The sequence below is a fragment of the Bdellovibrio sp. MYbb2 genome, from assembly GCF_056175685.1.
This window is the reverse complement of sequence record NZ_JBJKJI010000001.1, coordinates 188,709-209,818: the sequence shown is the minus strand read 5'-3', so window position 1 is coordinate 209,818 and position 21,110 is coordinate 188,709. Positions and strand designations below refer to the sequence as shown.

20 protein-coding genes are annotated in these 21,110 nt (G+C 48.9%); 10 read left to right on the top strand and 10 right to left on the bottom strand.

Features of this window, described 5'->3' with window-relative positions:
* Positions 1–116: 116 nt before the first annotated feature.
* Complete coding sequence (locus AC04MQ_RS01030) at positions 117–833, top strand: Crp/Fnr family transcriptional regulator (RefSeq protein ID WP_041576875.1); 717 nt, start codon at positions 117–119, stop codon at positions 831–833.
* Between the two features lie 65 nt (positions 834–898).
* On the opposite strand, the gene AC04MQ_RS01025 is transcribed toward AC04MQ_RS01030, so the two are convergent.
* From AC04MQ_RS01025 to AC04MQ_RS01005, 5 genes are all read right to left on the bottom strand, one after another.
* The gene (locus AC04MQ_RS01025; RefSeq protein ID WP_475390651.1) at positions 899–2,443 is read right to left on the bottom strand and encodes a phospholipase D family protein; all 1,545 of its coding nucleotides are present in this window, start codon (positions 2,441–2,443) and stop codon (positions 899–901) included.
* 70 nt (positions 2,444–2,513) lie between these two features.
* A complete protein-coding gene (locus tag AC04MQ_RS01020) occupies positions 2,514–3,110 on the bottom strand; it encodes a redoxin domain-containing protein (protein ID WP_475390649.1) in 597 nt (198 codons plus the stop codon).
* A complete protein-coding gene (locus AC04MQ_RS01015; RefSeq protein ID WP_475390648.1) occupies positions 3,107–5,125 on the bottom strand; it encodes a protein-disulfide reductase DsbD family protein in 2,019 nt (672 codons plus the stop codon). Before AC04MQ_RS01015 ends, AC04MQ_RS01020 begins: the two co-directional genes overlap by 4 nt.
* 78 nt (positions 5,126–5,203) lie before the next feature.
* The gene (locus AC04MQ_RS01010; protein ID WP_475390646.1) at positions 5,204–6,784 is read right to left on the bottom strand and encodes a S8 family serine peptidase; all 1,581 of its coding nucleotides are present in this window, start codon (positions 6,782–6,784) and stop codon (positions 5,204–5,206) included.
* Between the two features lie 205 nt (positions 6,785–6,989).
* Entirely contained in the window at positions 6,990–7,385 is a 396-nt protein-coding gene (locus AC04MQ_RS01005; protein ID WP_475390644.1) for a hypothetical protein, read from the bottom strand.
* Positions 7,386–7,513: 128 nt separating this feature from the next.
* Here AC04MQ_RS01005 and tsaA point away from each other — a divergent pair, with 128 nt between their 5' ends.
* The 8 genes from tsaA to AC04MQ_RS00965 all read left to right on the top strand — a co-directional run bounded on the left by tsaA (position 7,514) and on the right by AC04MQ_RS00965 (position 13,956).
* A complete protein-coding gene (gene tsaA, locus AC04MQ_RS01000; RefSeq protein WP_475390642.1) occupies positions 7,514–8,221 on the top strand; it encodes a tRNA (N6-threonylcarbamoyladenosine(37)-N6)-methyltransferase TrmO in 708 nt (235 codons plus the stop codon).
* Positions 8,222–8,285: 64 nt separating this feature from the next.
* On the top strand, positions 8,286–9,269 hold the full coding sequence (locus AC04MQ_RS00995; RefSeq protein WP_015089635.1) for an isopenicillin N synthase family dioxygenase: 984 nt from the start codon (positions 8,286–8,288) through the stop codon (positions 9,267–9,269).
* Between the two features lie 125 nt (positions 9,270–9,394).
* Positions 9,395–9,874, top strand: a complete 480-nt coding sequence (locus AC04MQ_RS00990) for a hypothetical protein (protein ID WP_475390640.1) — start codon at positions 9,395–9,397, stop codon at positions 9,872–9,874.
* A gap of 7 nt (positions 9,875–9,881) precedes the next feature.
* Positions 9,882–10,652 (top strand): hypothetical protein, encoded by a 771-nt coding sequence (locus tag AC04MQ_RS00985; protein ID WP_475390638.1) that lies wholly within the window; start codon positions 9,882–9,884, stop codon positions 10,650–10,652.
* 6 nt (positions 10,653–10,658) lie between these two features.
* The gene (locus AC04MQ_RS00980) at positions 10,659–10,919 is read left to right on the top strand and encodes a hypothetical protein (protein ID WP_475390636.1); all 261 of its coding nucleotides are present in this window, start codon (positions 10,659–10,661) and stop codon (positions 10,917–10,919) included.
* Positions 10,920–10,955: 36 nt separating this feature from the next.
* Complete coding sequence (locus AC04MQ_RS00975; protein WP_417862490.1) at positions 10,956–11,384, top strand: VOC family protein; 429 nt, start codon at positions 10,956–10,958, stop codon at positions 11,382–11,384.
* A 158-nt stretch (positions 11,385–11,542) separates the two neighbouring features.
* A complete protein-coding gene (locus tag AC04MQ_RS00970; protein WP_475390634.1) occupies positions 11,543–13,276 on the top strand; it encodes an SIR2 family protein in 1,734 nt (577 codons plus the stop codon).
* A 110-nt stretch (positions 13,277–13,386) separates the two neighbouring features.
* Entirely contained in the window at positions 13,387–13,956 is a 570-nt protein-coding gene (locus AC04MQ_RS00965) for a hypothetical protein (protein WP_475390632.1), read from the top strand.
* 57 nt (positions 13,957–14,013) lie between these two features.
* On the opposite strand, the gene AC04MQ_RS00960 is transcribed toward AC04MQ_RS00965, so the two are convergent.
* The 4 genes from AC04MQ_RS00960 to AC04MQ_RS00945 form a co-directional block, all read right to left on the bottom strand.
* Complete coding sequence (locus tag AC04MQ_RS00960) at positions 14,014–16,692, bottom strand: valine--tRNA ligase (protein WP_475390630.1); 2,679 nt, start codon at positions 16,690–16,692, stop codon at positions 14,014–14,016.
* Positions 16,693–16,906: 214 nt separating this feature from the next.
* Entirely contained in the window at positions 16,907–17,983 is a 1,077-nt protein-coding gene (locus AC04MQ_RS00955) for a porin (RefSeq protein ID WP_475390628.1), read from the bottom strand.
* A 104-nt stretch (positions 17,984–18,087) separates the two neighbouring features.
* Positions 18,088–18,423: a rhodanese-like domain-containing protein gene (locus AC04MQ_RS00950; RefSeq protein WP_015089642.1), complete on the bottom strand. Its 336-nt coding sequence runs from the start codon at positions 18,421–18,423 to the stop codon at positions 18,088–18,090.
* Positions 18,424–18,426: 3 nt separating this feature from the next.
* A complete protein-coding gene (locus AC04MQ_RS00945) occupies positions 18,427–19,644 on the bottom strand; it encodes an MFS transporter (RefSeq protein WP_475390626.1) in 1,218 nt (405 codons plus the stop codon).
* Between the two features lie 29 nt (positions 19,645–19,673).
* On the opposite strand from AC04MQ_RS00945, the gene AC04MQ_RS00940 reads away from it, so the two are divergent.
* The gene (locus AC04MQ_RS00940) at positions 19,674–20,822 is read left to right on the top strand and encodes a hypothetical protein (RefSeq protein WP_475390624.1); all 1,149 of its coding nucleotides are present in this window, start codon (positions 19,674–19,676) and stop codon (positions 20,820–20,822) included.
* Here AC04MQ_RS00940 and AC04MQ_RS00935 read toward each other — a convergent pair.
* Positions 20,819–21,109 (bottom strand): DUF167 domain-containing protein, encoded by a 291-nt coding sequence (locus AC04MQ_RS00935; RefSeq protein WP_041576881.1) that lies wholly within the window; start codon positions 21,107–21,109, stop codon positions 20,819–20,821. The two genes, AC04MQ_RS00940 and AC04MQ_RS00935, sit on opposite strands and share 4 nt — an antisense overlap.
* Position 21,110 lies beyond the last annotated feature (1 nt).

Sequence of the window (21,110 nt, the reverse complement as noted above, 5' to 3'; positions counted from 1 at the left end):
AACAGGAGGCCGTTACAAGAGTGTTATGTCGAAATTTCAATTAGGAGGCTGTATAATACCAGTTTAGGATGACCTCAACAATTAACCCAACGAAGAAAGCTCGGAGGTAAAAGAGTATGGAATCTCAGACAATACTCAACGGCGGAGTAAACTCCCTTGGTTTTATGGGTGGTCAAAACCTAAGTATTCCGAATACTTCAAACGTTCCCTATGAAGTCATTCATCTCAAAGAAGAGGAGATGATCTTCAAAGAAGGGGAGCCGGCGAAGGGTCTGTATTACGTTCAGTCGGGATGTGTTAAAGTTGTTGTAAATCGATCCCACGCGCGCGGCCGCACCACGACTAACGAATACGTGACGAAGCTTGTATCACCAGGTGAATACTTTGGCTATAAGTCACTTGTGAAAGGTGCTGTAACACAAAGTCACGCCAAAGCTGTGAAATCCACAGTTCTTTGGTTGTATCCACGTGAACTTATTCAAGTGGCGATGGCACAATCCAGCCCCCTGATTAAGTTGCTTTTGAATCAGGCTGTTAACGACCTGGAATCTTTCGAAACCATCAGTCAGCTTCACTACCTGGCATCTGTTCAGGAACGTATTGCTTATCAACTGGTGCTTTTGGCTGACAGATTCGGGGTTCAGACACCGAATGGTATTTCTTTGAATTTGAAACTGACAAGAAATGAGTTCGCTCAGCTTGCCAGCACGATCAATGAGTCCTTGTCTCGTCATTTGACAGAGTTTAAAAATGAAGGCCTTATCGACCTCAATGGTAAAGAAATCATCATCAAGAATAAAGACGGTCTGATGAGAAGATCTGGCAATTTCTAGTCGCAACGCTACTGCTGACGAAGTTGTGAAGACCCCGGGGTGAAAACTCGGGGTTTTTTTATGCCCTACAACCAGGATTCAGGAACGAACACGGAGCTAAATCCGGCTTTAAAGCGTTTCCACCAGCTGGTCTCTGGATCCTTGGTAAATATTTGCTCGTGCCCCTGTTCATCGGTGGTTTTCCAGATCAGGTTCTTTTTGGCGTTCAGTAAAACTTGATAGCTGTCTTCGCGAAGATTGGCGATCAGATTCTTACTGATTATTTCGGCCAGTTCCGGGCTGTCAACCACCACGCCCATTTCGCTGTTTAAAGTGGCCGAACGAGGATCCAGGTTCATAGAGCCCACAAAAACTTTCTTTCGGTCAAAAATAAAGACTTTCCCGTGCAAACCGGCGCTGGAAAAGCTCGAGCCGACACGATTTTTCCTGGGCATGGTTTTCTGGGGGGTGGGTTTTAGTTCATACAGACTGACACCGTGACCCAGCAAGTCCTTGCGATAGCCCTTGTAACCGGAAAAGACGGTGGCCACATCACTGGAAGCCAACGAATTGGTCAGAACGAGCGATTGAACTCCGCGGTCGTTCAGATTTTTGAAGAACTTCACTCCTTTTTTTCCTGGAATGAAATAGGGCGAAACCAGAATCAGCTCTTTCTCGGTTTTTTCAATCAGAGGATAAAGCTGATGGGCCAGGTTGCTGGTTTGTTCCGTGGAATCCTGGCGGAATTTTTCCGGCGGATCAATCACCACTTCGGCTTTGCCCCAGTAAAGGGTCAAAGGTTCGCGGGTGAATTTTTTCACCATCGGAGTTTCCTTCAAGGCGGCGGCGTACTGGGTCTTTTCCGCTTCCTCGACGGCGGCTGCGGCATCGGCTTTCAGTTTTTGCAGATCTTCGGCGGTGGGCTGGAATCCATTTACCAACACAGAAATAGGATAGGCGATTTCGCTGTTCCAGTAAGAATCAAATTCCCTCGAAAGATCCTGCACCACCGGACCGATGGCCCACAGATCGAAATCACCAAAGTTCATTTCTTCGCTGGCCCAGAAGTATTCATTGCCAATATTGCGCCCACCCACGATCGCGGTTTGATTGTCGACGACAAAGACCTTGTTGTGCATGCGACGGTTGACGGTGGAAAATCTCATCGCATCCAGGATGCGCCAGCTTCTTCCCGCGAAAGGATTTGCCATGCGAACTTCGATGTTGGGGTGCGAATCCAAAATGGCAAGGCCTCGTTCATAGCGGCCTTGATTCAGATCGTCCAGCAGAACGCGCACGCGCACACCCCGATCTGCGGCCAGCAGCACTTCGTGCACCAGCATTCTTCCGGTCAGGTCATTTTCCCAAATATAGTATTGCAGATCGATGCTGCGATCAGAAACTGCGACCGCCGCCATGCGAGCGACTAACGCCTCGAGGCCGGAAGCCAGCGGGTAAAAGCCCGACTGTCCGGGATGTTTTTTAAGCTGATCTTCTGTGGCCTGTGCCAGCTGGGTCTTTGGATCCGGCGGCAGGGCTTCAGAATAAGGACGATTTGTATTGGGTGGGAGCGAGGCGCACCCCAGATAGAAACCAAGAACAATGGGAATGGGTAAAAGTTTTTTTATCACAAATAAAAACCCCGTACTTAAAAGGGTACGGGGTTTTGGTGGCAGTCTCAAATTGTAAGTGAGCAGGTGTTTAGTACTTCACGCTGCAGCCATAAGGCTTGCTGGTTTCTTTGGCGATCTTTTCGCCTTTTTCGGCACTGGCCACGGCACGGATGATGTAATTTTCAGAAGAAGCGATTGTCGCCGGGTCCGCAGAATCATTGCTGTCAATCGCACCGTTGTAGCGAAGCACGCCCTGTGGATCAATCAGGTACATGTGCGGAGTCGTTTTTGCGCCGTAGGCTTTGCCCATTTTACCGTTTTCATCGACCAGGATGGCCGTGGCTTTCGAGGATTCTTTGGTTCCGTTTTTCACCACATCAGCAGCTGGCATATAGCCTTGTTTGCCCTTGGCAGACGAGATCACCGACAGCCATACGATACCTTTGCCGGTCATTTCAGTCTGGATGTTTTGCATATTTTTGCTGTCATAGTGTTTACGCACATACGGGCAGTCTTTGTTGTACCACTCAAGCACCACGTATTTTCCTTTATAGTCGAAAAGTTTGTGGGTCTTTCCGTTGGCGTCAGTTACAGAAAAGTCCGGGGCTGGCGCGCCGATTTTTGCGTCAGCAAATGCAAGGGTTCCGGTGAAGGTCAAAGCCAGTGCAAGTATCAGTTTTTTCATGGTTCATTCTCCTTGTTGAATAAATCGAGCACGATACTTTTGGTTAAAATTTCAGGCAGCAGCAATGCCTTGCGGCTGCCTGCTTGGTAATAGACATACAGAGGCAGTGAATTGCGACCATACTGGGCCAGAGCTTCCGTGATTTTCGGATCCTTGTCAGTCCAGTCGGCTTTGTAAAGCTGCACGTTGTTTTCGGTGAAGGCCTTTTGGATGTCAGTGGTGTGCAGGACCAGCTTTTTATTCACCTGACAGGTGATGCACCAAGCTGCGGTGAAGTCGATGAAAACGGCTTTGCCTTCGTCCACATCCTTTTGCACTTGTTCCACGCTGAAGGGCTTCCACACATCCACGGCGGCAGAGCTTGGCGTGGATGCGGAGGCAGGATCCCTTGGCAGGAACGACAAAATGACAAAGGAAAGAACGAAACCGGCAAGCAGCATCAGCTGGCGCAGTTTTTCGTGGCGAATGGTGTGAACAAACCAGATCCACAGCGCAACCAGCAGGAAGACGCCCAGCAGATACAATAGTGAATCCACGACGACCTGATGGGAAAGGACCCACATCAGCCACAGCACAGTGGCGAACAGTGGGAACGCCAAAAACTCTTTCAGCTTTTGCATCCACATTCCGGGCTTGGGCAGAAACTTCAAGGCCTGGGGTGCATAAGATAAAATCAAAAACGGCAAAGCCATTCCCAATCCCAGTCCTGCAAACACCATCAGCGTGTTCATGGCAGGCATGGCAAGTGAGGCCCCCAGGGCGGCGCCCATGAACGGGGCCGTGCACGGAGTAGCCACCACCGTCGCCAGCACTCCGGTCATGAAGGAACCCCACAATGACTGCGAGGTTTTCTTGGCTCCCAAATAGCTAAGTGACTGACCGATTTCAAAAGTTCCCAGAAAATTCAGGCCCAGCCAGAAAAAGAGCAAGGCAATTGCGGCGGCTATAAGTGGTGACTGCAGCTGGAAACCCCAGCCGATCTGCTCGCCACCCGCACGCAATGCCAGCAGCAGTCCACCCAAGGCAAGGAATGAACACATCACACCCATGGTGTAGTAAAGACCCGAGGTGCGAAGCTTCTGTTTGTCCTGATCCGGCCCCAGGAAGCTTAAGACTTTGATGGAAAGAACCGGGAACACACACGGCATAAAGTTCAGAATGAACCCACCCAACAAAGCCCAGATCAGAATGGTTGCCAAGGCCGTGGGAGCGGCTTTTTCAAGGGCCATCTCATAGCCCTTTTTATTGCCTGCGCTGTCTTCCGTGACCAGTAAAAAACGGGATCCGGCAAAATCTGTTTTGGAAGTGTCCTGCAGTGGCAGTTGAATCAGATACTGCGATCCTTGCGGTTCCAGAGCGGGAACGCTGCTTTTGAATGTTTCGCCATCTTCGGGGAAGACTTCGAGATTCTTAAGCTGAATCTCTGCTGGCAGGGACAGGGTGGTTTTCAGGATCTGGTCGGTGCGACCATCCACGGACCAGCGGAAAGAAGAGGGGGCGTTTTCAGGATAAATGAACGTGGAAAAGATCGCCGCGGGCGGGCCGGTTTGGGCGGCGAAAGGAATTTCTTTACGAAGTTCGGTGAAGTAGGGAATGCATTCGACTTTGCAGATCAGGAACTCCAGATTCAAAACCACGCTGATGGGTTTTGCCGGATCCTGAGGGGCTAGGTCAAAGATGAAAAGACTTTCGTGGGAATAACCCAGATTGGTCAGGCCCTCGATGTTGATTCGTTCAGGCAGGGGCCATTGTTCGCCAGTTATCTTGGCATTTTCAACGGTCCACTTCCACTTGGGTGCGGCGCCAGAATCACCGGAGTTCTTCCAGTAGATATGCCAGTGTTCATTCATTTTGAAATGCAGACCCAGTGAATTTTTCTGCGCAGGATTCCAGCCCGCGTGCGAGCTGATCAGTTCCAATGTTCCTTGCGGGAATTTAAACGAAGAAGAGCCCGCTGCAAATGCAGGGGAGACTCCGATGCAGATCAAAAGAAGAAAGCTCATCAGAAATGTCATTCCCGGATTATATGGAAAAAATCCGGGAAGTTAAAAACATAAGTGCTTAGGCCTGCATCGTATGGTGACGAACAGCAATTACAGACGGAAGTTTTTGCCGTTGACCGGAGTCGGACGGCAAAGACCTGCTTCCAGCGGACGCTGGAAGATTTCCACCGCACCCGGAGGAATCATCGCACGGCGATTGAAGATGCCGTATCCGCCCTGAGGCAAAGCCACGATCATGTCATTCAAAAGCTGACGCTGCAGATGTGGAGCAAGCAAGATGGGATCAAATGTAACCATCACACGAATCGCCGCCGTGGTTTGTACGGGCACACCACCACGGGCAACGACATCACGGATTTGTTCTGGAATTGGATTGAAAGCGACATCAAGGAAGCAATTCGGACCTGTCGGACCAAAGCCCAACAAGTTCAAAGACAGACCACGCTGTTCCCAGTTGTGTTTGGAGCTGACAGCATCCAGTAAATCTTTGCGAGTCATGCGAGGTTCACGGGATTTTAAAATTCCCAAACCCGCAGCCACAATCGCCGCCGAATTGGAGCTGCCACGATATTCAGTGCCATCAGAAAGCTTTATGGAAGAAGGCGCCAGCAAATCCGGTTTGTCCTTGAAGAAAGAAGTCGAAGAACGATCTGAATCACTCGCTCCCACCGTAATTACCGTTGGGTTGTCAGCTGGATTCAAGATGCTTTCGCCGCGGGAATGGGAAGGCATCACCAAACCATCACCATCAGCCGTGATTCGCAATTGATCGCGGTTGGTGAAATTGTTGGATCTGTTTTTCACACGCAGGAAATAAAGCCCCGGAGAAAGTTCAGCAGAGATGATTTCACGCGGGTATTTGGAAAATCCCGGACGACCTTCATTGCGGTCGGCGGATTGTTTTAAGGCGCTGTTCTGAATCACATTCAGCATGTCATCAGTAAGGGCCAGATCCAGATCCTTGGTGGTGCCTTCTTCAACATCATCTTTGAAGTCATTCCAGGAAAGAACAATCTTAGCCGAACATTTTTTTCCAGCCGCAGCCTGACAGCGCAAAGCCAAAGCGTTGTTCTGATCCGGCAACAAAACCCAATTGTCCTGAACCGTCGTCAGCGGCCCATTGTAAGTGGTCAAAGCAAAGTTCCCAGCCGCATTCACCCAAATGACGCCCGCACGAGTGGCGCGGTTGACCTCGGCATTGATAAAGCCACCACCGTCCCCATTGCCACCGTATTCCCAAACCTCAGAATAAAGAACCAGATCATATTGACGAGCAATCACATCATCAATAGCCGCTTTGAAATTGGAATACCCAAAAGCATTATACAAAGTCAGCTCAGGCATCCACTGCGAAGCCCGCATATCATTGGTCATCATGGCCGTCAGAATCTGCGCCATCTTCAACCCATGCACGACCTTCAAATTTTCAGGATTAGCCACCGGCCCGGCAACATAACGAGTCCCCGCGGGCAAAGTACGCCCAAGTTCTTTTTCATACCCAAAGAAGCCTTTATCAAGAACCGCAACCTTCAACTTGCGCCCAGGATTCTGCGAAGAATAGTAGGGAGTGAACCCCAATGAATTTTTTAATGAATCAGTATTAGTGAACGGAGACGCTACGCTGACTGTTGTCAGACCCAGCATCAAAGCGCAAAACACGAAAATTTTCATAAAAATGACTCCTATCACTTTCTTCGAAGTGCAAGAACAAGGACTTGCTTAAGCCCTTAGGAATGGGGATCTCCGCTGGAATCGACCTCCAGCCAGCGGATGCGTTGGCCGCCAAAGGCGGACAGGCTGGCGAGGGCAGGAGCCCGTGTCGATGCAAGCGAAGATCCCCATTCCTAAGGGCGGCCCGGAAGGCCGCCGTTAGTTTCTACCAGTAGTAGTTCGAGTAGTAATAGTAAGAATAGTACCCGTAGTTGTACGTGTAGCATGGTGTGTACCAGTTCCCGTACCAGTAGACGTAGCTGTAGTAGTTGTAACCGCTGTAGAAGTACCAGCTGGAAGCCCCACCATCCTGATCAAGTTCGTTGCGAACGTGTGCAGACTGGTCGAAGGAACCGGTTTGTGCCAGAACCTGCGCCTGAGCGTCACTGGTCACAGCTTGTTCAGATGCCAGAACCGTCGTTTGGTTGTTGCGGTTATCAACACGGATCACCACAGTGCCGTTCATGGACTGATTGGTTACGGAAGATTCGTTGTCCAGCTCGCCCGCAAACGCAGAGCCAGTGCCCAAAACAAGGGCTGCGACCAAAATAAGGTGTTTCATCAATGCCTCCTAAAATGGCTGTTAAATGTGCCTCCGTTTTATGCTTTCAGGGGCACATGTCATCTGAAAAAGCCTTGTTATTCGAAAGTCCTTGACGCAGGAAGACCGCGAGCGGTACGGGCTAGCGTATGGAACCTATTGGCTACTTGGAGTCTTGCTTTAAAGATAAATTTGGAACGCCGCGACAGCCTGGGCTTGTTAAGCGGGCCGAAGCACGTCTGAAAATCCGCGCGGATCTTCAGCCTGAAGAATCTTTGCAGGGCCTTGAGGGTTTCAGTCATGTGTGGCTGATTTGGGTCTTCCATCAAAACAAAGTGGCGCGCTTCCATGCGAAAGTGCATCCGCCACGTTTGGGTGGGGAAAGCATGGGTCTTTTTGCGACCCGCACTCCGCATCGTCCGAATCCGATCGGGCTGTCTTTGGTGGAACTGGTGCGCGTGGAAAAAGACGGCATCGTGGTCGCTGGAGCAGATCTGGTGGATGGCACTCCGATTCTGGACATCAAACCTTATTTGCCGGAAGTGGAATCCATTCCCAATGCCCGTACTGGCTGGCCGGCAGAGATTGCCAAGAACCCGATCACGGTGACTTTTGACGACAAGGCCGAGCAACTTTTACAAGAATGGCAGGTGCGAAACCCTGACAAAGCTTTGCGTGAAGTCATCGAAGAAACCCTGAAGCAGGATCCGCGTCCTGTCGTTTATCGTGGTTTTGAAGAGGGCGATTCCCCTTATAGAAGCTCTCACGCGGTTCGCCTGTACGACGTGGATGTCCATTTCAAATTTGAAAGCCCCACCCATGTGCGCGTATTCGATATTCTTTTTATGCATAATTAGTTGCAGTTGCCTTTTAATTGCGCAGCAGGCTACTCTCCGGATGAACCAATACAAGGGAGGATTCGTGAGAACACTGGAAACTGCTTCTCATTCTGAAAACAGCACTCTTCGCAAAGTGCCAACATTGAGCCTTGCAAGTTACACCAAAGGGACTGCCGGTGAACGCTCAGAGTTCATCGACAAACTTTTCACTGGTCTGAAAGAATATGGTTTCATCATTCTTAAAGATCACAACGTCCAAGCCGCAGATTTGCACAAAGCTTACGACATCCTTAAGAACTTCTACGCACTTCCGACAGAAGTTAAAAAATCCTATATTTCTCCAAAAGCCGGCTTCCAGCGCGGTTACACTCCATTCGGTCAGGAACACGCCAAAGATTCTCCAGTGATGGACTTGAAAGAGTTCTGGCACGTGGGTCGTGAACTTGCTGAGGGCAGCGCCCTGAAAGCGGTTTACCCAGCCAACGTATGGCCTTCGGAACTGCCAGAGTTCCAGGCGCATTTCTCCAAGTTGTTTGCGGCATTGGAAGAAGCGGGCGATGTAATGCTGGAAGCACTGACGATGCCTTTGGAAGTTGAAAAAGACTTCTTCGCAAAAATGACCAAAGATGGAAACTCCATCCTAAGACTTTTGCATTACCCACCAATCCCTGAAGGTGTTGATCCTCGTTGTGTTCGCGCAGCGGCTCACGAAGACATCAACTTCATTACAATTCTTCCAGCTGCAACCGCTTCCGGTCTGCAATTGAAAGATCGTGATGGCACTTGGTTGGATATCGACTCTGAACCAGACACATTGATCGTGGACGTGGGTGATATGCTGGCTCGTCTGACGAATGACGTTTTGCCATCCACTACACATCGTGTGATCAATCCACAGGATGGTACAAATCAAAGCCGTTATTCCATGCCGTTCTTCATGCACCCGCATCCGGATGCAATGCTAAGCTGCTTGCCATCTTGTAAAGGGACAGGCGCGAAGTACGCTGATATTACTGGACAGGATTTCTTGATGCAGCGACTGCGCGAGATTGGCTTGCTGAAGTAAGCCCAAACTTGTCACCACAGTTGAAATGACTTCAAGAAAGGGATCCACACGGATCCCTTTCTTGCGTTTTAGGCCCTGGGGCCACTAGAACAAAGTCACCTGCGAATTTCACATGAGGGGGAATCATGCGATATTTGATGTTAGTGGTGATGGTCCTGACAGTTCTGTGGTCGGCGTATGGCCAGGCAATGCAGACGATGGAAGCCAATCGTATGAGCTTCCGCATTCAGCCCTTGGGCGGCAAAGGCTATGACTATTCGGCGATCTGGAATCCTCTTAGTGAAACAGCGATGTTGCGCATTGGACTGGTGCTGAATGCGGCAGATGCATTTCTGGTGAATAAATCTATTTCTTTTGCCTCTGCCAGTGAGGTTGATTTTGAAACCAATCAGGGTTCAACCGTGCGCGGATACTGCGAAGTGAATCAGTGGTACCTGGAATACGAACCCGGTCTGCCCAATTATCTGATGTATGTCGGAATGAAGGGCCCTGGATGCGAAGACGTGGCCAGAAAATTTGATATCATGCAGGTTCGCTTTAACTTTAAAGGAATTTCCCTGCCGCAGTTTGTACCCATTGACGTCGCTGTTGATATCAGTCGATAAATAAGGGATGAGCAAGAAATCAGCTTTGATTCTATCCCTTGTTGTTGCCGTTCTTTTGATTATCTCTTTCTGTCATTTCTATCAGTCAGCGCCGCCAGAAGATGTCGGGGCTGAATCTGAAGCTATGGGTGTGCCGGCTCAGCCGGAACAAACGGCGACAGTTTCGCCAAAGGCCGAACCTCCTCCGGTGGATGTGTCGGCGGCCCCCTCTTCGGCGGGCTTCTTGCCTACTGAAGTGGAAGATCCCGGCAAGTTCGCAGCTTATCAGCAAAAACTGAAAGAGATGGCGGTTTGTCTGAACATGCAGATGAACACGCTGGACCCCAATGTTGAAATCAACTTTGAAACTTTCAATCAGGTGATCAATCCGGATCTGGGTGACGTGGTCACGCAGTCGGAAGAATGGGTGGCCACGGACTTGCGAACGAAGTCCGGTGAAATGCGCCGTATTTATATCGAAAATGCTCCTAGTATTGAAATGGAGTCTTCCCGCACGCTGAAATATTATTCCTTTGATGCTGGGGGGGCACAGAAAGAGATTTCTTTGTCCAAAGAACAGATGGCCAATCCATCCGACACCCTGGTGGCAAGTCTTGAGGCTGATGGGGAAGTGGTGGGTCGTTCTATTTCCCGCAAGATCTTTTACTCCAATGGGGATGATCTTTTGCTGGTGGAAAAAAACGGCAAGATCTTTTCCTTTGAGCTGGCTCATGACGGGGCGGTCTTCCGCTGCACGGGAGCAGACAAGGCTGCGACTTTCCAGTGTCAGTGCAAGTAGGTCCCTGTGGATTCTGAAGAGCTGGGCCTTGAAAACCTGCCGCTGGATCAGCTGAATCTGTCGTTTGATATGTGGACGATTGTAGCGGGCTTGCTTTTCAGTTTGATCGGCTGGTGGCTGTTTCGTCAGGGAAAAAAGAAAGAAAACAAACGATTCAGATACGTGGGCATTTTGCTGATGGTCTATCCTTATGTAGTTCAAGGGGCTTTCTGGAACTGGATCGTGGGTTTGATTTTATGCGGATATGCCTACTATTGGTGGGATTAAACAGGCTACAATTTTCTTTCTTTACTAGGAGGAATCATGGAAACAAATGAACTGCACCGCGGACGCTTGATTGATCACCTGCAACTGGTGGTTCAGGATCTGGAAAAAACCAAAAAGTTTTATTCGGCGGTTTTTGAAACCCTGGGCGTTCCCATGGGTGGCGAGGGGCCTGGGTTCTTCTGGTGTGATGAATTGTTTATTTCTGCTATCGACAGTCCGGCCAGCGCAGGAAAGTTGACAGGTCGAACTCATCTGGCATTTCAGGCTAAAGACCGCGATATGGTGAAGAAATTTTACGAAGTGGCGTTGAAATCCGGCGGCAAGGATAACGGAGCTCCCGGAGAACGTCCATATCATCCAGGATACTATGCTGCTTTTGTGCTGGATCCGGATGGGAACAATATCGAAGCGGTCTTCCATGGTCCTGCGAAAAAGTCGGCGGAGTCGGTGAAGATCACCTTCTAAATGGCAACTACATGTTGAAATGCATGAAAGGCTCTTTGCTTTGGCAAAGGGCTTTGTCTTAATTCGATGCAGCATGGAGTGAGTCATAATTAAACAAACAATAGATTAATTAAAGTATTTCCAGCGGTAGCCGAATGATAGGACTCGCGAGGAGATAGATGAAAAAAACAATTGCTGAAATGGGTCCAAAGGTTCGGCCTCAGGCTCATCTGTTAAATCTGTTTAGTCATACCCAGTCTAATCATCCAAATTACGCTCTTTTGCTCGGAGCAGGTGCCAGTATTTCTAGTGGTGTCAGTTCTGCGAAAGCACTAATAGAAAAGTGGAGACAACAAGTTTGCACTCACGAAAAAGTGCCGCCAAATGAGAAAGATAAGTTCGTGAAGGAGTCTTCTTGGTATGATTGCCCTGAAGAGTATTCAATTTTATTTGAAAAGCTTTATGATCATCCTAGTCAGCGGAGAGAAGTAATTGAGTCGCTACTAGAGAAGGCGGCCCCTTCGTGGGGTTACATATATCTCGTTAATCTACTTAGAAAAGGGTATATTAATACAGTATTAACTACTAACTTTGATGACCTTCTCAATGAAGCTTGCCATCGATTCTCGAGTGAAGTTAAGCCGCTTGTTTGTTCCCATGATTCAAGTATTTCTTCGATACGAATTACGTCCAAAAGACCAAAAATAATCAAGCTCCATGGCGATTTCCTATTCGATAATATTAAGAATACCCTAAGTGAACTAGAATCTCTTGAATCAAACATGAGAGATAAGTTTAGACAGTTCGCAACAGAATACGGATTGATTGTCGTAGGGTATGCGGGAAATGATCGAACTGTCATGGACTCGTTGGAATCCTTGCTTAAAGATGAAAATAAGTTTCCACATGGTGTGTACTGGTGTCTCAGGAAAGATAGTATTATCTCACCAAAACTTGACGCAATTTCTAGACATCCAAAATTTAGGTTTGTAGAAATTGAGAGTTTTGATGATCTGTTTGCAAATATTCATGCAAGCTTAAACTTGGATTTACAAGTTGAGATGGTGGATCCTTACAAGGCACTTGCTACTCGTCTAAATAGTCTTATTGACTCTACTAGAATTTATCCTGAGTCTGCACCAGTGAATCCCATAATTGATAAAGATATCAAAAATTTGGCTAAGAACGTTGCTGTAGCTCAAGGGATTTCAGACGAAAAGATTTCATCCAAAGAAGAGCCTGAGGTTAAAAGCGCTCCATCGGCGGAAGTGCAGGGTAGTGGTATTAGAGTAACCATTCCATTCTTGATGCTTGCGCGGGTTGCGGAAGAGCAGAAGAAGTTTGATGAAGCTTGGAGTTTTGCTTTAAGAGAGTTTAAACAGTCCGGAGAAATGGCATCTCTTCGTTATTTGTTTAATCTTCTCAGTAAGGGGAGTCTGGCGAATAAAGTTGATGCTTCTATGAAGCTGTGGAGCGAAAATAAGCATCGAATTGAAAAAGATTTGTTTATTGTCTTTACGCTCGTGGTTTCTCTAATTACTTTAAAAAAGTACGATGAGGCAGTCGCTATATTGACTGAGGCCAAAGATCTTAGTGCTAAGGCGGATGCTTCGGTACAATTTGATACGTATTGGATGTTAAATCGACTTCAAATTAAGACATTCCTAAATGAACCATTCTTGGCGGAGGAACTGGAAATACTTAGCAACGCATATAGGAATGGCGTAGGTAATGAGGTGAAGATGGGGGCTGCTATTCTGCTTGGTAATTATGAAATGGCAGAAACGCTTTTTGAGAAGATCAAGAAAGAAGATGCTAACTGGGCAAGCCAAATGGAAACCTGGCCTATTATGAAGATCTTGCGACATAAAGATATGACGTTAGGAGATGTTGTGGTAGGTGAGCCGGTCTAAGGTGTGTCAAATCGCATGAAAGGCTCTTTGCTTTGGCAAAGGGCCTTTTGCTTTCTTGAGGGTGACATCGGCGGAACTTAAAATAAGTCGTTCACCCCAAGGAGGATTTCATGGAAAGAAATCGATTCAGACATCAGGATGAGTATCGTCGGCGTCCCGAGCGTGAGCCTGACTACAGCGAGTTTATTGATGAATACGACCGCCATCAGACACCGCCTCCGTCCTCGGAGGATCGGATTCGATATCGCCGGGAGGCTCAGGCACCCGATGATTACGTGGACTATCGCAGCCGCAGCCGCGGGGACAATCGGGAGCTTCGGGAGGAACGGGAATATCGCCTGCGTCGTCGGGATAATTCTGACAATCGGGATTTTGAAATGAATCGGGATTATGAGCGCGGCACCGAGATGGACTATCGCGATTACGAACCTCATCGTGAAAGACATCCCGATGAAAGAGCTTATGGTCAGTCCGACTGGACGCCGCGGGACTCGTATGAAGCTGAACGCATTCGCAATGGTTATCGCAATTCCTACGAAGCGCGCCATCCCGAGCTGGATCGCCACTATGGCAGGCATTTTGATTATCGCTATGGCAGTGATGATATTGATTTCGACAGCCGGGAAGAACGGCCTTTGCGCCGCCCTCGTCGTCATCCGCGCCATCGCTCGGGTTACTGATTTTGAAATAAAAAAAGCCTCCGTGATTTGCACCACGGAGGCTTTTGAGTTTTCAGATTACTGGAAGCGGGTCAAAGCATCACGCAATGAATCCAGCTGAACCTTGGACTGTGCCAGCAAGACACGGTCGGCGGCTACAACTTCTTCATCTGCGTTGGCGACAAACTTTTCATTGGAAAGCTTGCCAGAAAGCATGCCGATATCGCGAGTCAGTTTTTCAATCGACTTGTTGATACGTTTTACTTCCTCGTCGAAGTCCACCAGGCCTTCAAGTGGGATGATCACTTTCACGCTGGCGTCTTTCACCACCACCGGAGCCACGGCACATTTCATCATGTTACCTTCAGGTCCGATTTCCATGTTTTCCAGACGACCCATCGTCATCAAAGCCGTGCGGTTGTTGCCAAGGATTTTTTGCGTCTGATCGTTGGTCACACCCAGGCGCACGTTCAATTTGACAGCCGGGCTGATGCGGTTTTCACCACGGATATTGCGGATCGCGGTGATAACTTCCTTCACGATGTCGATTTCCAAAGCGGCTTGGGCAGAACCCAGGCTTAGGAACTCTTTGTCGTTACGGGTGTTCGGGTACTGATCCACAATACACGCAGTGCCTTTGATCGGAAGCTTCTGGTAAATCTCTTCAGAGATAAACGGAGCAAACGGGTGCAGCAGGCGCATGATACGGTTCAGAACCTGAGCGATCACCAGCTGAGTCGCGGCTTTTTCTTCCGCGTTGTTGCCGTTCAGGATCGGTTTGGTGAACTCGATGTACCAGTCACAGAACTGATTCCAGATAAACTGGTACAGAGCTGTGGATGCATCAGAGAATCGGTCCTGTTCCATCGCTTCTTCAACAGTTTTGGTCACTTCCTCAAGTTTGGAGATGATCCATTGGTCAAAGACGCTGATGTGGGCTTTATTCGGCAAAGCTTTCACGCCTTCAGCCGGAGCCTTGAAATCAGACAGATTGGAAAGCGCAAAACGAGCCGCGTTCCAAACTTTGTTCATGAAGTTGCGGTAGCCTTCAAGACGCTGTTCGCTGAACTTGAAGTCTTTGCCTGAATACAGGTGTGCCGCAAAGGTGAAGCGCAAAGCATCGGCACCGTGCTTTTCAATCATTTCAACCGGGTCAATAGAGTTACCCAAAGACTTGGACATCTTGCGCCCTTGAGAATCACGTACCAGACCGTGGATGTAGACCGTGCGGAATGGAACGTCTCTTTGGAACTCAAGACCCATCATGATCATACGAGCCACCCAGAAGAAGATGATATCGTGACCAGTCACCAGATAGCTGGTTGGGTAGAATGTTTTCAGTGTTTCGGATTCATTCGGCCAGCCCATTGTGGAGAACGGCCACAAAGCAGAACTGAACCATGTGTCCAGAACGTCGTCGTCCTGGTGAAGTTTCGTGCTGCCGCATTTTTCGCAAGCCGTGACATCTGTTTCAGCCACTGTCTGATGATTACAGTCTGCACAGTACCAAACCGGAATACGGTGACCCCACCACAATTGACGGGAAATACACCAGTCTTCAATGTTGTTCAGCCAGTGCAGGTAAACTTTTGTCCATGATTCCGGTTCAAAGCGGATCGTGCCGTTTTCAGCAACACGTTTTGCCGGAACTGCCAAAGCTTCCATTTTCACGAACCACTGTTCAGAAAGGTAAGGCTCTACCACCGCGCCAGAGCGCGAGCAGTGACCTACAGAGTGAACGTGTGGTTCTTCTTTTTCCAGAAGGTCCTGGGCTTTCAGGTCCTCCAGGATGCGCTTGCGTGCCTCTTGAACTTTCAAGCCGGCATAAACGCCGCCGTTTTCATTGATCTCGGCTTTTTTCGTCAGGATGTTGATGAACTCAAGATTGTGGGTTTTCCCGATCTTGTAGTCATTGAAGTCATGCGCCGGAGTGATCTTCACCACGCCAGAACCGAATTCCTTGTCCACGTAAGTGTCAGCAATGATCTTGATTTTTCTGTTGGTCAAAGGCAGCAGAACGTTTTTGCCAATCAGGTGCTTGTAGCGTTCATCTTCAGGATGCACACACACTGCAGAGTCACCCAGCATGGTTTCTGGACGAGTCGTCGCCACAATCAGGAAGCCGGAACCGTCTTCCAGAGGATACTTCACGTGATACAAAGAGCCTTTGATCTGCTTGTGTTCAACTTCCAGGTCAGAGATCGCTGTTTCCAGAGGACCGGACCAGTTCACCAGACGCTGGCCACGATAGATCAGGCCTTTTTTGTGAAGGGATACGAACACTTTGCGAACGGCTTTGGAAACGCCTTCGTCCAAAGTGAACACGGCGCGATCCCAGTCACAGGAATCACCCAGGCGGCGCATTTGTCCATAGATGCGGTTTCCGTACTGGTGTTTCCAGTCCCAAACTTTTTCTACGAACTTTTCACGACCCAGATCGTGACGAGTGACACCGTCCTTTTTCAACTCGCGCTCGACAACGGATTGAGTGGCGATACCGGCGTGATCTGTTCCCGGCAACCACATGGTGTTGTAACCGTTCATTCTTTTCCAGCGGATCATCATGTCCTGGATTGTGTGATCCAGAGCGTGACCCATGTGCAGGAATCCCGTGACGTTCGGAGGAGGAAGGATGATAGAGAATGGAGGTTTTGTGGATTGATCCTGGGCTTTGAAGTACCCGTTCTTTTCCCACCATTCATACGTGCGCGATTCAACATCTGCGGGATTATAACGATCTGATAACTGTTCTGACATTTTCAACGACCTCTAAAGGTTTTAAGGATATGAAATTCTTAAGTTTTTAACCCCTAGAGGCTAACAAATTCAAGCACTTTGGGATAGGCCAAATCGGCAGAAGTTCAGGTGAAAATAGACGAGGGAAGGTGGGGGGATGGGGAGCGGTGCGAAATAAAAAGGGAGGCTCTGGGCCTCCCTTGATCTAAGTCTGTATGAACAGGGCTTATTTTTCTTACTTCAGGAAATCTGCCATCAGGCGAGCGCCCAGGACAACTTCCTGGCTTGTGATGTCGTCGCCAGCTTCTGGCTCTTCTTTCACGTTTGCGTAAGCCAGGTGATAGCGGAAGTTGGTGTCAGCATAAGGTTTATACTCAAGAACTGCACCGTAACCCATGAACTTGTTGGTCGCTTCGCCGCCAATTTCAAGCTTCTCTTCAGAAGTCTGGAACTCAAGACGTGGAGTCCACTGTTCCCAACCAGTGTAAGCAAGTTTTGCCACGATGGAAGTCACAGTGTCTTTGTCGCCAGATGCGTCCTCTTTGAACTCAGACATCAAGTAATCTAAAGAGACCATCATTGGTTTTGCGTTCCACATTACCCCAGCTGCCATCAGTTGGTGCTTATCGCCATCAGCCGGTCCGCCCATTGTATGATAGGAAAGATTTGTCATAAGAGCTTTGTCCATGAACGTGCCTCTCCAGATCGCACCCATCAAGCTGGTATTTTGATCGGCGGAAGTGCCGGATGCACGTACAGGGCTTGGTTCATCTGTAGCAAGTAGAGTAATAGTTTGGTCAGCAAAAGTGAACATACCCTTAACACCAGTCAGATATAGAAGGTCAGTTGTTCCAAGGTTGTGGCCGGTGCCGCCCGTAGTTGCTGCGCGGCTGGCAAGATCGCCATTCGGGCCTTTTAAAGTATAGAATTGAGAAGTTAGATAAAGATCAGCGCCACTAGTTGCGCCTTCAAAGCCACCAATATCAGAATTTACTTTACCAACACTTAATGCAAACATGTCGGACATTTTGTGTGTCAAGAATGCATACTCTACGGCAGTCTGTGTGCTATCCACACCAGTAGTTGCATCTTTATTGAAGGCCAGACGAACGCGGAAAGAAAGATCTTCCGTTGCTTTGCCCTGGTAATCCAAACGGCCCGTCTTGAAGTAAAACTTGGAGAAGTCCTTCAATGCGGATTCGTCATAGGTTGTAGAGTTGTAGTCTGCACGCAGGTCCAAATTCAAAGTTCCGGCCTGAGCTGCAGAAGTCATCGTTGTTGTAGCAAGAGCTGCAATCAAAAACTTTTTCATGTTACTTCCTTGTTTAAAGTTCTAAGTTTTGATGTAGCCAGTATGGTATAAAGTCTTGCCTTCAACAACAATGCTTTAAAATTTTGTGTTGGTTCTGTGTCAAATTATTGTTGGCGTTCTTTCAAGAGGCCTTCAAGACCACCTTTAACATAGAAACTATTGATGAATCCGGCTTGTTCCAACATGGCCGCAACCTGCGGCGCTGACTTTTCATCACGATCCAGAACCACGACGGCAAAGTGCGGAGGCAGACTTTTTCCTTTTACCGCCTCCAACGCCCCCTCGGGGGTGGATGGCAAACTGATGTTGTCCAAATGCATTTTGGTCACGCTTTTGTACCAGTCATTCAGATCCACATTGTCCAGTATAACCAGTAAAAAAGGCGTGCGGGTTTGAATCAGATTGTCGAATTGAAAATAACCGATTGAATTAAAGTCCATGATTTATCCTACGCGCCCGTGTTCCGGGATGAATTTGTAAATGATAAGGACGATGGCAAGTCCAAGGAACGCCATCAGGCCTGATGCCCAGAATGGAGCGGTGATCGCCACGGCTCCGTAAAGTGCGCCACCCAGTGCCGGGCCGATGATACGCCCCAGGGACGCCATGCTTTGAGTGACACCCATTGCGGCTCCTTGTTCGTTGGAGTCTGAAAGCAAACTGACGCTTCCCATGATTGATGGGTTGGTCAGGCCGTTACCCAGTGATAACAAAGTCATGGTGATCGCCATACCGGTGATGGAATCCACCACTGCAATGCCGGTCAGACCCAGGGCAAAAAGCAAAATACCCAGACGCAGAACCTTGCGCTCGCCCCATTTTGGCAACAGACGACGGACCAGGAAGCCTTGGGTGAAGATGATGATCACACCAATGTATGCAAAACCGAAACTAACCTGTTTCACATCCCACTGATACTTTTCACCCATGAACAAAATCAAAGTCGCTTCCATCGAGGACATGGCCAGTGACGAAAGCATGAACACGGTCACCAGGGCACCGACTGTTTTTTTGTTCAGATACTGCCACATGACCGAGAAACGTCTTTTCTTGGCGGCAGATTCGCTTTTTTCGCTCAGGGATTCTTTCAGGAACTTCAAGCCGAACAGGAAGTTCGCAAAGCACAAAGCCGCCACCCAGTAAGAGGCAAACGAAGTGTCAAAGTGCGCGGCTGGATTGATGTGGTGACCCCACACTGCTAAACCGCCACCCAAAGCCGGGCCGACAACAAAGCCCAAACCAAATGCGGCACCGATCAGAGCCATGCCTTTGGAGCGCTCATGTTTTGGGGTGATGTCTGAAATGTAAGCCGATGCGGTGGAAAGGCTGGCGCCAAAGAAGCCCGCAAGGATGCGTGCAACAAAAAGCCATTCTAAGGACCTTGCCCAGGCAAACATGATGTAAGACAGAGTTTCGCCGACCAAGCAGAACAGCAGAATCGGGCGACGCCCCAGGCGATCGCTGAGGCGGCCCCAGAAAGGAGCAAACAGGAATTGCATCAGGGAATAAACTGAAAGCAGCAAGCCTGTTTCAAGCGCCGTGGCGCCGAAGTTGCGACTTAGGATGGGGAGGATTGGGATAACCACACCAAAGCCCACTAAATACAGGAAAACAGTGAAAAAGATGATGGCCAGCTGTGATTTGTTTGATGTCGCAGTCATAGGGTTGTTAATATTAGGAAGTTATGAAAATGGCAAATAATCTTCCGCGTTGGGCGTGTGTCGCTCTGTCTATTTTTTCGATCTCATTGCCAGCTCTGGCTGTGGATAACTACAAGGAATTTCGCCGGGATCACTGGGATTTCGAGGTGAATGCCAACTATTTCTATTCTGAGGCCAATTATCCGGCTTCAGGGGGCGGCAGTCAGAGCCTGGTAAGCGGCAACAGTTACTCATTGATCGATACTTCTTTTGGGACTCGCTATGTTCCGAAAAGAAACTGGTCGATTTTGGGCTGGGGAACGATCAGTAATGCCGAAAGCAAGGACTCGGTCGCAAGCCGTTCCAACAGCTCGATCAGCGAAGCGGCTGTGGGTTTTGATTTCCTGATGTATTCCGATGCGTTTCAGCTGATTCCGGAAGTCATCGCGGTCATGCCTTTTGAAGAGGTCAACCCTGCTTCGGATACCGTATTGAATTCTGAAGGGGTTTTTGAGGTTCGCTCCCGTTTGATTGCACAGAAAGATTTCGGAACCATGCGGGGCTATGGCTGGCTGGGTTTCAACTATCGCGGCAGCGGTCGTTCATTCCTGATGCCTTGGGGCGTGGGGGCGCAGATGAAACTGCAGCGCCTGCGTTTGGGGGCCGAGCTTTTCGGCTATCAAAGTGTTTCTGATGACACAACCGATGTGACTGAAGCTTTGCGGACTTCCTACATAAACAGCGTCAATGCCGGATCCATGAAGTTCTATTCTGTGAAGCCAAACCTGATGGACAGCCAGCTGTATGCAACCTGGCTGATCAGTCCGAAGCTGAGTGTGCAGGCCAACGGGGGTATGACCCTGACTGGTTCTAACTCGGCGGCGGGATTTCATGTGGGCGGATTCATTCGCTACAGCTTTGATATGAGTGAGGGCTATTCAGAACCTGAATATGTTGCGCCGGTTGAAAATCCGGTGCCGAACTATCGCTCCAATATGTATGAAGAAAGCGACCTGAGTTCTGAAAAGAAAGTTCGTCGCTTCAAAGAACAGACGGGTGACGGTGTGGATCAGAATCTGTTCAAAGCCCGTCCCACGCAGCCGAAGAAGCTACCGCCAGTGGATGATGGCTTGCAACAGCAGCTGGATGATACGGAATTCCAGATCGAGCTGAAAACCAACAAAAAGAAACGTCGTTAGTTTTTGGGAAGCCTGAGGGCTTCCCTTATTTTTTCCGCGTCCAGGCCTGTCAGCTCCACCACTTTGTGGCGCCCGGTTTCCCCTTTGATCAAATGCACATCACGCTTGGGAATATCAAACAGATCCGAAAGAAATTCGATCAGGCATTCGTTGGCTTTTCCGTCGACAGGCGGGGCGGTCAGTTTGATTTTGATTTCGCCGTTGTGGGGGCCCACAACTTCGTTCCTGGAGGACTTGGGCTGAATAAAAAGGTGGAGTCGAGCTCCACCTTTTGTTGCTTCAATCATG